The following is a 13917-nucleotide window of genomic DNA, read 5'->3' on the forward strand; positions in this document are numbered from 1 at the left end:
CAACATTCTTATTCGGCTGATTCTACCGCTGCGATCATTCGCACTACGTCCACAGTTTCGGCGACGTCATGCACGCGCAGGATTCGCGCGCCCTTGACCATCGCCAGCGCTGCGAGCGCGAGGCCGCCATGCAGTCGCTCGCCCACCGGGCGATTAAGCGCCTGCCCTATCATGCTTTTGCGAGACACCCCAACCAGCAGCGGGCGCCCCAATGCATGCAGGGCCTCCATATGCTTGAACAGACTCAAGTTGTGCTGCAGGTTCTTGGCGAATCCGAAGCCGGGATCCAGAATAATCCGCTCGACCGGGATACCGACTGCAACACACTGCGCCATGCGCTCGGCGAGAAATCCTGCGACTTCGCGCGTTACATCAGCATAGTGGGGGTTGTCCTGCATATCTCCCGGCTCGCCGAGCATATGCATCAGGCATACCGGCAGGCCGGTAGCTGCTGCAGCGTCCAGCGCACCGTCTCGCCGCAGCGAGCGAACATCATTGATCAACCCCGCACCCAGGCGCGCAGTTTCACGCATCACCGCAGGCGTGGAGGTATCGACCGAGATAATCACATCTAGTTCACGGTGCAGGCGCTCGACAATCGGCGCTACGCGCTCCAGTTCCTCCAGCGGCGAGACCGCCCGCGCACCTGGCCGAGTCGACTCACCGCCGACGTCGATCAAGGTAGCGCCCGCGGACACCATCGCCTCGGCGTGCTTCAGGGCAGCATCGAGCTGACTGAAACGACCGCCGTCGGAGAAAGAATCAGGAGTGACATTGAGAATGCCCATGACATGCGTATGGGCCAAATCAAGAACCCGGTTGCCGCAAGGCAACCGGGTTGAGGACTGTACAAGAGTCATTTCAAACCTTAAACGTCAGCAGCCGGGCCGCCGATAGGGGTTTGCGGACGCTCATCCTGGACTACAGGAGGAGTACCGGAAGTGCCCGTGCCACCAGACCAGTCACGCGGTTCACGCGGCGAGCGGCCCGCCATGATGTCGTCGATTTGATCGGCATCGATGGTTTCGTACTTCATTAGTGCGTCGGCCATCGCGTCGAGCTTGTCGCGGTTGTCCGTCAGGATCTGCTTGGCGGTGCCATAGCACTGGTCAATGATGCTGCGCACCTCGGAGTCGATCAGCTTCGCCGTCTCGCCCGAGAAACTGGCGTGCTGACCGCCGCCGCCACGACCGAGGAATACCTCACCCTCTTCTTCGGCGTACATCAGAGGACCGAGTTTTTCCGACAGACCCCACTTGGTCACCATGTTCCGTGCAATCTGGCTGGCACGCATGATGTCGTTCGAAGCACCGGTGGTGACACCGTCGAAGCCCAGGGTCATTTCCTCGGCGATACGGCCACCATACAGCGAGCAGATCTGGCTGATCAGCGCACGCTTGGACAGGCTGTAGCGATCTTCTTCCGGTAGGAACATGGTCACACCCAGCGCACGACCACGGGGAATGATCGAAACCTTGTAGACCGGATCGTGCTCAGGCACGACACGACCGACAATTGCGTGACCCGCTTCGTGATAAGCAGTGTTGCGCTTCTCTTTCTCGGACATGACCATGGATTTGCGCTCGGCGCCCATCATGATCTTGTCCTTGGCCAGTTCGAATTCCTTCATCTCGACGATGCGCTTGCCAGTACGGGCAGCGAACAGCGATGCCTCGTTCACCAGGTTGGCCAGGTCGGCACCGGAGAAACCCGGGGTACCACGGGCGATCACCGCTGGAGCGACGTCGTCACCCATTGGCACTTTACGCATGTGAACCTTGAGGATCTGCTCGCGACCACGGATATCTGGCAGGCCGACCACCACCTGGCGGTCGAAACGGCCCGGACGCAGCAGCGCCGGGTCGAGTACGTCCGGACGGTTGGTCGCGGCAATGACGATGATGCCGTCATTCATTTCGAAGCCGTCCATCTCTACCAGCAACTGGTTGAGAGTCTGCTCACGCTCGTCGTGACCACCGCCCATGCCAGCACCACGATGGCGACCGACAGCGTCGATTTCGTCGATGAAGATGATGCAAGGTGCGTGCTTTTTCGCCTGTTCAAACATGTCACGAACACGGCTGGCACCCACACCCACGAACATTTCGACGAAGTCGGAACCAGAGATGGTGAAGAACGGCACCTTGGCTTCGCCAGCAATGGCCTTGGCCAACAGGGTCTTACCGGTACCTGGCGGGCCAACCATCAGCACACCACGGGGAATGCGGCCACCCAGGCGCTGGAACTTGCCCGGATCACGCAGGAACTCGACCAACTCGCCGACTTCTTCCTTGGCTTCGTCGCAACCAGCAACGTCAGCCAGGGTGGTTTTCACCTGATCTTCGGAGAGCAGGCGCGCCTTGCTCTTGCCGAAGCTCATCGGCCCGCCCTTGCCGCCTGCACCGCCTTGCATCTGGCGCATGAAGAACATGAACACGGCAATGATCACCAGGATCGGGAAGCTGGCAACCAGCAGTTGGGTCCAGATACTTTGCTGTTCCGGCTGCTTGCCTTCGACTACCACGTGGTTATCCACGAGGTCGCCGATCAGACCGTTGTCCTGAATGGCCGGACGAATGGTCTTGAAGCTGTCGCCATCATTGCGCTTGCCAGTGATGACATAACCGTCCACGGCTACGCGCTCGACCTTGCCATCCTTGACCTGCTGGATGAAGTCGGAATAGTTGAGGGTCTGTGGCTCGTTAGGGCTGGAGAAGTTGTTCATCACCGTCACCAGGACAGCCGCGATGATCAACCACAGGATAAGATTCTTTGCCATATCGTTCAATTAACTACCCTCTGAAGCAAGCTCCGCAACTGGCGCGCGCTTCGCATGATATTCACCGGCCTAACTTACTACATTACCTACAGCTCTGGCAGGCGCCGTCTGTAACCCTTTGTGAAACATTGACTACACAATATTCGCTATTGCTTGTGGGGCGAAATACTAAAAACCTATCGCCCCGCAAAAAAACCTCGTTTTACTCACTACGGCCGCGGTAGCCCCAAGCCAGCATATATTGCTCGCGGGAACTGCCACGGGAAGAGTCCGGCTTGATCATCTGGACCTTGTCGAACTTCTGACGAGCGTCCTTCACGTAAGCGTCAAACCCTTCACCCTGAAAAACCTTGATCACGAAATTGCCACCGGGCTTGAGTATCCGGGCGGCCAAATCAAGCGCCAGCTCACAAAGAAACATGGCTTTTGGCATGTCTACCTCAGGCGTACCACTCATATTGGGGGCCATATCGGAAATCACAAGGTCCACCTGCGAATTACCCACGGCCTCAAGGATCTGCGCGAGCACTGCGTCCTGAGTGAAGTCACCCTGAATGAAGGTCACGTCCGGAATGCTGTCCATTTCCAGGATGTCCGAGGCGATCAGGCGCCCCTGACCACCGATCAGCCGACTGGTGACCTGCGACCAGCCACCGGGCGCCGCACCCAGGTCGACAACGCTCATGCCCGGACGGATCAGCTTGTATTTCTCCTGGACCTCCAGAAGCTTGTAACTGGCACGCGAACGGTAGCCATCCTTCTGCGCCTGCTTCACATAGGGATCATTGACATGTCTTTTCAGCCAACCAAGGCTTGTCTTGGAACGCGCCATTGGGCACCTCGATGATAAGGGTCGTGATTAATTGGGCGGATCCACGCACCCTCGGGTAAAATGGCCGCCATTTTACAGAATCCAGACTAAAGGGTCAGATTATGCCGCTCACTCAAGAGCAGAAGAAACAGTACAAATCCATTGGCCACCATCTGAAACCAGTTTTGACGGTGGCTGACAACGGTTTGACTGAAGGTGTGTTAGCCGAACTGGAACGCGCATTGGGCGATCACGAGCTGATCAAGATCAAGCTCAACATCCTCGATCGCGAATCGCGCCTGGCTGCCATTGCCGAACTGTGCAAGGTCGGCAAGGCGGACCTGGTACAGGTCATCGGCAAGATGGCGCTGATTTACCGCAAGAACTTCAGCGTAAACAAGCAACTGTCGAACGTCCACCGCTTCAAGTGATGAAACGGGTCAAGGGTGTGCTTCGCGCACCCTGCCACCCCATCCTGGCACCGGCTGCAGCACCAGCAGCAAACCGGAAAACCCCAGCACCAGGTAGCTGAACAACAGCCAATGCTCCGCCTCCGGCCATTGCATGCGTACCACCAGGTACATCGTGCTTGCATACAACGCCATCAACAGCAGTTGCCCGCGAATATCGCGCCATAGACTGACAAGGCCCTTGGCCTGAACCAGCACCAAAACCTGAGAAACCACGCACGCCGCTGAAAAACCCACCAGCAGCGTACTCAGCATGCTTGAAATTTCATTGATCAGCAGCGGCGCCAGGCCAATCTGGCCCAGCACCGGCAGCAAACCCAAATGCAGCAGCCACAGGCCGCCAACCCACAACATCTGGGTCAGCTGCCAGAGCATGGCGCCCGCACGCAGCGGGCGCCAGCCTTCAGATATGGCGGACTTCGACAATCTCATACTCGATCACGCCACCAGGCGTCTTGACCGCCACCACATCACCCTCTTCCTTGGCAATCAAGGCGCGGGCCAAGGGCGAACCGACGGAAATCTTGCCGAGTTTGAAGTCAGCCTCGTCCTCACCCACGATGTGGTAAGTAACGCGCTCATCCGTCTCGACGTTGGCGATTTCCACGGTAGTGCCGAAAATCACTTTGCCGGTGTGCGGGATGCTCGTGACATCGATGATGACCTGGTTCTGAATCCGGCCTTCAATGTCACGAATCCGCGCCTCGACCATACCCTGCTGCTCGCGGGCAGCGTGGTACTCGGCGTTTTCCTTCAAGTCACCCAGCTCGCGGGCCGTACCGATGTCCTGGCTAAGCTTTGGACGTACGACCTTGGTCAGGTGAGTGTGCTCTTCTTCCAGGGCGCGCGCGCCCTGGACGGTCATTGGGTATTTGATCATGCCTTCAATCCTGCGTGTAGATCCTGCAAGCGGCGCACGGTCTTCTCGGGACCGAACTTCAACGCTTCGCAGATGGCTTCGCCAGCAGCAATGGTAGTGGTGCAGTAGATCTTGTGCTGCAAGGCATTACGACGAATGGAATAGGAATCAGCGATCGACTGACGGCCTTCGGTGGTGTTGATGATCAGCGTGACTTCGTCATTCTTGATCATGTCGACCACGTGCGGACGACCTTCGGTCACCTTGTTCACACGACGCACTTTCAGGCCAGCAGCTTCGATCAGCTTGGCTGTCCCGGCAGTGGCAACCACTTCAAAGCCCAGGCTGATCAGATCACGCGCTACGCCGGCAACCAGTGGCTTGTCGTCGTCACGCACGCTGATGAACGCGGTACCGCCGGTCGGCAGCACTTCGCTGGCGCCCATCTGGGCCTTGGCGAACGCTTCACCGAAGGTGTCACCCACGCCCATCACTTCACCAGTGGACTTCATCTCTGGGCCCAGGATCGGGTCAACGCCAGGGAATTTGGCGAATGGGAACACCGCCTCTTTCACGCTGTAGAAGTTAGGAATGATTTCCTTGGTGAAGCCGATTTCCTTCAGGGTCTTACCGGCCATCACGCGAGCCGCGATCATGGCCAGGGAAACACCGATGCACTTGGACACGAACGGCACGGTACGCGAAGCGCGTGGGTTGACTTCGATCACGTAGATGTCGTCGCCTTGCAGCGCCAACTGTACGTTCATCAAGCCGACCACCCCCAGTTCCAGGGCCATTTTCTTGACCTGTTCGCGCATCTCGTCCTGGATGTGCGCCGGCAGCGAGTACGGCGGCAGCGAGCACGCGGAGTCACCGGAGTGAACGCCGGCCTGCTCGATGTGCTGCATGATCGCGCCGATCACCACGTCGGTGCCGTCACAGACCGCATCCACGTCCATTTCGATGGCGCAGTTGAGGAAGTGGTCGAGCAGCACTGGGCTGTCGTTGGACACTTTCACCGCGTCACGCAGGTAGCGCTTGAGCTCTTCTTCTTCGTAGACGATTTCCATCGCACGGCCGCCCAGTACGTAGGACGGACGCACCACCAGCGGGTAACCGATCTTGCCGGCGGCGCGAATGGCTTCGTCTTCGCTGCGCACGGTAGCGTTAGGCGGCTGACGCAGATTCAGGCGCTCGACCATCTGCTGGAAGCGCTCACGGTCTTCGGCGCGGTCGATGGCGTCAGGGCTGGTGCCGATGATCGGTACGCCAGCCTCTTCAAGAGCACGCGCCAGTTTCAGCGGGGTCTGGCCGCCGTACTGGACGATCACGCCTTTAGGCTTCTCGACGCGGACGATTTCCAGCACGTCTTCCAGGGTCACCGGTTCGAAGTACAGGCGATCGGAAGTGTCGTAGTCAGTGGAAACAGTTTCCGGGTTGCAGTTGACCATGATGGTCTCGTACCCGTCGTCGCGCAGCGCCAGTGCCGCGTGAACGCAGCAGTAGTCGAACTCGATGCCCTGGCCGATACGGTTTGGACCGCCGCCCAGGATCATGATCTTGTCGCGACCCGATGGCGCAGCCTCGCACTCCTCCTCGTAGGTCGAGTACAGGTAGGCGGTGTCGGTGGCGAACTCGGCCGCGCAGGTATCAACGCGCTTGTAGACCGGGTACACCTCGAGCTTGTGGCGGTGACGGCGCAGGGCCTTCTCGGTCACACCCAGCAGCTTGGCCAGGCGCATGTCGGAGAAGCCTTTGCGCTTGAGACGGAACATCAGGTCGCGGTCGATGCTGGTCAGACCCAGGGTCTTGACCTTCTCTTCGTCCTTGATCAGATCTTCCATCTGCACCAGGAACCAACGATCGATCATGGTCATGCTGAAGATATCGTCAACACTCATGCCGGAGCGCATTGCGTCCGCCACGTACCAGATACGCTCGGCACCCGGCACGGTCAGCTCGCGCTTGAGCACGCTCATGCTTTCCGGGTTGCTCAGGTCAACTTTCTCGTCCAGGCCGCAGACGCCGACTTCCAGGCCGCGCAGGGCTTTCTGCAGGGATTCCTGGAAGGTCCGGCCGATGGCCATGACTTCACCAACCGACTTCATCTGAGTGGTCAGGCGCGCGTCAGCCTTGGCGAATTTCTCGAAGGCGAAACGCGGCAGCTTGGTCACGACGTAGTCGATGGACGGCTCGAAGGACGCCGGGGTCTTGCCGCCGGTGATGTCGTTCGACAGCTCGTCGAGGGTGTAGCCAACCGCCAGCTTGGCCGCGACCTTGGCGATCGGGAAGCCGGTAGCCTTGGAAGCGAGTGCCGAGGAACGGGACACACGCGGGTTCATCTCGATGACAACCATGCGGCCTGTGTCCGGGCAGATACCGAACTGTACGTTGGAACCACCGGTTTCCACGCCGATCTCGCGCAGTACCGCCAGGGAGGCGTTACGCAGGATCTGATATTCCTTGTCCGTCAGGGTCTGTGCTGGCGCAACAGTGATCGAGTCACCGGTGTGCACGCCCATCGGGTCGAAGTTTTCGATCGAGCAGACGATGATGCAGTTGTCCTTCTTATCGCGGACAACCTCCATTTCGTACTCTTTCCAGCCGATCAGGGATTCGTCGATCAGCAGTTCCTTGGTCGGCGACAGGTCCAGGCCACGGGCACAGATTTCTTCGAACTCTTCACGGTTGTAAGCGATACCGCCACCGGTGCCGCCCATGGTGAAGGACGGACGGATGATGCACGGGAAGCCCAGCTTCTCGAGGACCGCATTGGCCTCTTCCATGCTGTGGGCGATACCGGAGCGCGGGCAGTCCAGGCCGATGGATTTCATCGCCTTGTCGAAACGCGAACGGTCTTCAGCCTTGTCGATGGTGTCGGCGTTGGCGCCGATCATTTCCACACCAAATTTTTCCAGAACGCCTTCGCGCTCCAGGTCCAGGGCGCAGTTCAGCGCGGTCTGGCCGCCCATGGTTGGCAGCAGTGCATCTGGACGCTCTTTCTCGATGATCTTGGCAACGGTCTGCCACTTGATCGGTTCGATGTAGGTGGCGTCAGCCATGGCCGGGTCGGTCATGATGGTGGCTGGGTTGGAGTTCACCAGGATGACGCGGTAACCCTCTTCGCGCAGGGCTTTGCAGGCCTGGGCGCCGGAGTAGTCGAATTCGCAGGCCTGGCCGATAACGATCGGGCCAGCGCCGAGAATCAGGATGCTTTTAATGTCTGTACGTTTTGGCATGGGTTTGTCACTCAAATCCGCAGGTCAGTCGGCAAGCCGTCTTGTTCAATCTGTGAAGCCTTGAGGGGGTCACCGCAGCGGTGGCCACCCTCAGGCTTTGCTACATCTAGGCCCGCGCTCAGCGACGCTTGGCCATCTCGTTGATGAAGCGATCGAACAGTGGCGCTACGTCGTTCGGGCCAGGGCTGGCTTCAGGGTGACCCTGGAAGCTGAAGGCGCTCTTGTCGGTACGCTCGATACCTTGCAGGGTGCCGTCGAACAGCGATTTGTGGATCGCACGCACGTTGGCTGGCAGGGTCGCTTCGTCCACGGCAAAACCGTGGTTCTGGCTGGTGATCATCACCACACCGCTGTCCAGGTCCTGGACCGGGTGGTTGGCACCGTGGTGGCCGTGGCCCATTTTCAGGGTCTTGGCACCGGAGGCCAGGGCCAGCAGTTGGTGACCGAGGCAGATACCGAACACCGGGATCTCGGTTTCAAGGACTTCCTTGATCGCCTGGATCGCGTAGTCGCAAGGCTCCGGGTCACCCGGGCCGTTGGACAGGAACACGCCGTCTGGCTTGAGGGCCAGGACGTCGGCCGCCGGGGTTTGCGCCGGCACCACGGTGACGCGGCAGCCGCGCTCGACCAGCATGCGCAGGATGTTCAGCTTGACGCCGTAGTCGTAAGCCACCACGTGATGGGGCAGCTCGCTGGCTTCGATGGTCGCGTGGCTGTCGGTTTTCAAGTCCCAGACAGTCGAGCGCCATTCATATTGCTCTTTGGTGCTGACGACTTTCGCCAGGTCCATGCCCTTCAGGCCTGGGAAACCGCGCGCTGCTGCCAGAGCGGCTTCTTCAGAGATATTGTCACCAGCCATGATGCAGCCGTTCTGCGCGCCTTTCTCACGCAGGATGCGTGTCAGGCGGCGGGTGTCGATACCAGCAATAGCCACCACATTGTTGGCTTTCAGGTAGTCGGACAGGGACATGGTGTTACGCCAGTTGCTCGCAACCAGAGGCAGGTCACGGATGACCAGGCCGGCAGACCATACGCGGTCGGACTCGGCATCTTCTGGCGTGGTGCCAGTGTTGCCGATATGCGGGTAAGTCAGGGTAACGATCTGTTGGGCGTAGGAAGGATCGGTAAGGATTTCCTGATAGCCGGTCATGGCGGTGTTAAACACCACCTCTCCAACGGTTTGACCGTCGGCTCCAATGGCTTCGCCGCGAAAAATGCTGCCATCAGCAAGGGCGAGTATGGCTGGCTTAGTCAAGAAGACCTCCCGTAAATAAAGCCTGAAGGGGCGATCGCAGGTTGTAAAAAAGCGGAGTGACGTATGGACACGTCACCCCGCTTCTTCACTGAATTATTCTGCGCGCTTTTAGTGGACACACTAAAGCTGTAGCTTACAGAAAAAGGCATTTTTGGTCTACCGCCAATGAGCCTGAAAGGCTAGAGAATGCGACAGGGCGTCGCTTGGCGGGGAAAAACGGGCTCGAACGCAGGGCTCGAACCCGATTTCGGGCACATCTTAACGCAAATCGAGCACGTCTTGCATGTCATACAGGCCCGGCTCGCGACCATCGAGCCATAGCGCAGCACGCACCGCGCCCTTGGCGAAGGTCATGCGACTGGAAGCCTTGTGAGTCACCTCCAGGCGCTCACCCTCGCAGGCGAACAGCACTGTGTGATCACCCACCACATCACCACCGCGCACGGTGGCAAAGCCGATGGTCTCGCGCTCACGAGCGCCGGTATGGCCTTCACGACCGTAGACCGCGACTTTCTGCAGGTCACGCCCCAGCGCATCGGCAATCACCTCGCCCATGCGCAGCGCCGTGCCGGATGGCGCATCGATCTTGTGCCGGTGATGAGCCTCGATGATCTCGATATCGGCATCATCACCCAACACCCGCGCCGCCATATCCAGCAGCTTGAGCGACAGGTTGACCCCGACGCTGAAGTTGGCCGCAAACACGATCGGAATATCCTTGCCCGCCTCGGCCAGCACCTGCTTCTGCGCGGCGTCCAGGCCCGTCGTGCCGATGACCATGGCCTTGCCTGCCTTGCGGCAGAACGCCAGGTTCTTGAGCATGACTTCCGGCAGCGTGAAGTCGATCAACACATCGAACTCCTGCGCCACGACCTCCAGGTTGCCCACCAGCGACACCCCGATCCGACCCAGCGACGCCAGCTCACCGGCATCCACGCCGATCAGCGTGCTGCCAGGGCGCACGATGGCCGCCGTCAGGCCAGTGAGCGGTGCGCGCTGCTGCACCGCCTCCACCAGAATCTTGCCCATGCGCCCAGCAGCGCCCATCACAGCTATACGTCGCATACCAGATTCCTTACAGGTCGCCGAAGAAACGCTTCACGCCTTCGAACCAACCCGTGGTTTTCGGCGAGTGGCTGTTGTCATCCGCCAGGGAGCTGCGGAACTCTTCCAGCAATTCACGCTGACGACGACTCAGGTTGACCGGAGTCTCGACCGCCACACGGCACATCAGGTCGCCAGCACCACCGCCACGCACCGGCGCAACGCCTTTGCCACGCACGCGGAACTGCTTGCCGGTTTGCGTACCCTCAGGGATCTTCAGCTTGACCCGACCATCGAGAGTCGGAATCTCCAGCTCGCCGCCCAAGGCAGCATCGACAAAGCTGATTGGCACTTCACAGAACAAGTGCTTGCCGTCGCGCTGGAAGATCGAGTGCTCGCGCACGTTGATCACCACGTACAGGTCGCCGGTCGGCCCACCCTGGGTCCCCGCCTCACCCTCACCCGACAGGCGGATGCGATCACCAGTATCAACGCCCGCCGGCACTTTCACCGACAGGGTCTTGTACTCTTCGACACGCCCTTCGCCATTGCAGGAGTTGCACGGGTCGGAAATGATCTTGCCCTGGCCGTGGCAACGCGGGCAGGTTTGCTGCACCGAGAAGAACCCTTGCTGCATGCGCACCTGGCCGATACCGCCGCAGGTTGGGCACGTCACGGGCGAGGAGCCCTTCTTCGCGCCCGAACCGTCGCACGGCTGGCAGTTGACCAGCGTCGGAACCCGGATATTCACGGTCGTGCCGCGCACCGCTTCTTCCAGGTTCAGTTCCAGGGTGTAGCGCAGGTCGCTGCCGCGCTGCGCGCCGCCACGGGAACCGCCACGACCACCACCAAAGAAATCACTGAACACATCACCAAAGATGTCAGAGAAGTTCTGCCCGCCGAAACCGGCACCGCCGCCACCCATGCTTGGGTCGACACCGGCATGACCATACTGGTCGTACGCCGCGCGCTTGCTGGAATCGGACAGTACTTCGTAGGCCTCGTTGGCCTCCTTGAACATTTCTTCCGACGCTTTGTCGTCAGGATTACGGTCCGGGTGATGCTTCATCGCCAAGCGACGGTAGGCCTTCTTCAGGTCTGCTTCGCTCGTGCCACGCTCGACACCCAACACTTCGTAATAGTCACGCTTTGCCATAAGTCTTTGCACTCTTAAGGACGTCCGGCAAACCCCTCCTGAGCCTTGCCAAACTCGTTGAGCCCCAATACAGGCCCGGACCCAACTCACGTCAATTCAACGATCCTGGTCTTTGATTCGATACGGTACTTGCGGCTCGAAAAGCAGGAGCATTCCCGGCCATACCATCCGCAGGCGAACGTTGTCGCACGCGGTAAAAATTCGTGTACTCCAGACACGCCAACGCGGGAGCAAGCTCCCGCGCGGCGACATCCTACCAGTCACCGCACAAAGGCAGTCAACCGGCCGACCAACAACTTACTTGTGGTCTTTAACTTCTTCAAACTCAGCATCGACAACGTCGTCAGCCTTTTGCGCCGATTCACCTTGTGGTGCTGCGCCTTCAGCTGGCTGAGCCTGTTCGGCGTACATCTTCTGCGCCACTGGCGCGGAGACTTTCGACAGCTCCTCGACCTTGGCGTCGATGGCAGCCTTGTCGTCGCCTTTGACGGCGGCTTCCAGGGCAACCACTGCAGCTTCGATGGCAGCCTTCTCTTCGGCAGTCACTTTGTCGCCAGCATCTGCGACCATCTTGCGAGTCGAGTGCACCAGCGCATCACCCTGGTTGCGGGCGGACGCCAGCTCTTCGAACTTGCGGTCTTCGTCGGCGTTGGTTTCAGCATCACGAATCATCTGCTGAATTTCTTCCTCGGACAGACCGGAGTTGGCCTTGATCACGATCGACTGGGTCTTGCCGGTGGCCTTGTCCTTGGCGCCTACGTGCAGGATGCCGTTGGCGTCGATGTCGAAGGTCACTTCAATTTGTGGCACGCCACGTGGTGCTGGTGGAATCTCAGCCAGGTCGAACTTGCCCAGGGACTTGTTCTGGGCAGCTTGCTTACGCTCGCCTTGCAGCACGTGAATGGTCACAGCGCCCTGGTTGTCGTCGGCAGTCGAGAACACTTGCGATTTCTTGGTAGGAATCGTGGTGTTTTTCTCGATCAGCGCGGTCATCACGCCACCCATGGTTTCGATACCCAGGGTCAGCGGGCTGACGTCGAGCAGCAGAACGTCTTTCACGTCACCGGCCAGTACCGCGCCCTGGATAGCAGCACCCATGGCAACCGCTTCGTCCGGGTTCACATCTTTACGGGCTTCTTTACCGAAGAAATCGGTAACAGCCTTCTGCACCAGAGGCATACGGGTCTGACCGCCGACCAGGATCACGTCGTTGATCGCGCCAACGTCGATACCCGAGTCTTTCAGCGCAATGCGGCAAGGCTCGATGGTGCGTTGAACCAGGTCTTCTACCAGCGCTTCCAGCTTGGCGCGGGAGATTTTCACGTTCAAGTGCTTAGGACCGGTCGCGTCTGCAGTGATGTACGGCAGGTTGACGTCGGTCTGCAGGCTCGAAGACAGCTCGATCTTGGCTTTTTCAGCGGCTTCTTTCAGGCGCTGCATGGCCAGCGGGTCACCCTTGAGGTTCATGCCGCTTTCTTTCTTGAATTCGTCGACGAGGTAGTCGATCAGACGAATGTCAAAGTCTTCACCGCCCAGGAACGTGTCACCGTTGGTGGCCAGTACTTCGAATTGGTGCTCGCCATCGACTTCAGCGATTTCGATCACCGAAACGTCGAAAGTACCGCCGCCCAGGTCATAAACGATCACGGTGTGATCGCCCTTGGCCTTGTCCATACCGTAAGCCAGTGCAGCTGCGGTTGGTTCGTTGATGATGCGTTTTACGTCCAGGCCAGCAATACGGCCGGCGTCTTTGGTCGCCTGACGCTGGCTGTCGTTGAAGTAGGCTGGAACGGTGATCACCGCCTCAGTCACTGCTTCGCCGAGGTAGTCTTCGGCGGTTTTCTTCATTTTCTTGAGGATTTCAGCCGAGATCTGTGGCGGCGACATTTTCTGGCCGTTCACTTCAACCCAAGCGTCGGCATTGTCTGCCTTGACGATCTTGTAAGGGACCATCTGGATGTCTTTCTGAACCACTTCTTCTTCGAAGCGACGACCGATCAAACGCTTCACCGCGTACAGGGTGTTATGCGGATTGGTCACTGCCTGACGCTTGGCCGACTGGCCAACCAGGATTTCGCCATCGTTGGCGTAGGCCACGATCGACGGAGTGGTACGCGCGCCTTCGGCGTTCTCGATAACTTTTACGTTGCCGTTTTCAAGGATGGAGACGCAGGAGTTGGTAGTCCCCAGGTCGATACCGATAATTTTGCCCATGTTAACTCTCCCGAAACTTTGGATTTGGTTGCCGCAGCAGTGGTGGCTAACTGCGGTAGCACTTAAACGCTTGACTTATAAATGGGGGCC

The 13917-nt window shown here is 59.1% G+C and carries 11 protein-coding genes; 1 reads left to right on the forward strand and 10 read right to left on the reverse strand.

Translation table 11 applies throughout. The features are described from left to right. Positions 1-8: 8 nt before the first annotated feature. The 3 genes from folP to rlmE all read right to left on the reverse strand — a co-directional run bounded on the left by folP (position 9) and on the right by rlmE (position 3611). Positions 9-860, reverse strand: a complete 852-nt coding sequence (gene folP / locus ACM6IP_RS12455) for a dihydropteroate synthase (protein ID WP_414861600.1) — start codon at positions 858-860, stop codon at positions 9-11. Between the two features lie 8 nt (positions 861-868). Further along, a complete protein-coding gene (ftsH, locus tag ACM6IP_RS12460; protein WP_414861601.1) occupies positions 869-2779 on the reverse strand; it encodes an ATP-dependent zinc metalloprotease FtsH in 1911 nt (636 codons plus the stop codon). A 202-nt stretch (positions 2780-2981) separates the two neighbouring features. Further along, positions 2982-3611, reverse strand: a complete 630-nt coding sequence (gene rlmE / locus ACM6IP_RS12465) for a 23S rRNA (uridine(2552)-2'-O)-methyltransferase RlmE (RefSeq protein WP_095169468.1) — start codon at positions 3609-3611, stop codon at positions 2982-2984. A 101-nt stretch (positions 3612-3712) separates the two neighbouring features. On the opposite strand from rlmE, the gene ACM6IP_RS12470 reads away from it, so the two are divergent. Continuing rightward, complete coding sequence (locus ACM6IP_RS12470) at positions 3713-4021, forward strand: YhbY family RNA-binding protein (RefSeq protein WP_095169469.1); 309 nt, start codon at positions 3713-3715, stop codon at positions 4019-4021. 9 nt (positions 4022-4030) lie between these two features. On the opposite strand, the gene ACM6IP_RS12475 is transcribed toward ACM6IP_RS12470, so the two are convergent. The 7 genes from ACM6IP_RS12475 to dnaK form a co-directional block, all read right to left on the reverse strand. Further along, a complete protein-coding gene (locus tag ACM6IP_RS12475; RefSeq protein WP_320334528.1) occupies positions 4031-4435 on the reverse strand; it encodes an MFS transporter in 405 nt (134 codons plus the stop codon). Between the two features lie 28 nt (positions 4436-4463). Continuing rightward, a complete protein-coding gene (gene greA, locus ACM6IP_RS12480; protein WP_095169471.1) occupies positions 4464-4940 on the reverse strand; it encodes a transcription elongation factor GreA in 477 nt (158 codons plus the stop codon). Further along, a complete protein-coding gene (gene carB / locus ACM6IP_RS12485) occupies positions 4937-8158 on the reverse strand; it encodes a carbamoyl-phosphate synthase large subunit (RefSeq protein ID WP_095169472.1) in 3222 nt (1073 codons plus the stop codon). The genes greA and carB overlap by 4 nt, the downstream gene beginning before the upstream one ends. Positions 8159-8276: 118 nt before the next feature. Next, positions 8277-9413, reverse strand: coding sequence for a glutamine-hydrolyzing carbamoyl-phosphate synthase small subunit (gene carA, locus ACM6IP_RS12490; RefSeq protein WP_095169473.1), 1137 nt, complete (start codon positions 9411-9413; stop codon positions 8277-8279). Positions 9414-9671: 258 nt separating this feature from the next. Next, the gene (gene dapB / locus ACM6IP_RS12495) at positions 9672-10478 is read right to left on the reverse strand and encodes a 4-hydroxy-tetrahydrodipicolinate reductase (protein WP_095169474.1); all 807 of its coding nucleotides are present in this window, start codon (positions 10476-10478) and stop codon (positions 9672-9674) included. Positions 10479-10488: 10 nt separating this feature from the next. Continuing rightward, positions 10489-11613, reverse strand: a complete 1125-nt coding sequence (gene dnaJ, locus ACM6IP_RS12500) for a molecular chaperone DnaJ (protein ID WP_095169475.1) — start codon at positions 11611-11613, stop codon at positions 10489-10491. A gap of 297 nt (positions 11614-11910) precedes the next feature. Then, entirely contained in the window at positions 11911-13827 is a 1917-nt protein-coding gene (gene dnaK / locus ACM6IP_RS12505) for a molecular chaperone DnaK (RefSeq protein WP_095169476.1), read from the reverse strand. Positions 13828-13917 lie beyond the last annotated feature (90 nt).

It is taken from the genome of Pseudomonas sp. IT-P176, from assembly GCF_949767245.1.
Classification (GTDB): domain Bacteria; phylum Pseudomonadota; class Gammaproteobacteria; order Pseudomonadales; family Pseudomonadaceae; genus Aquipseudomonas.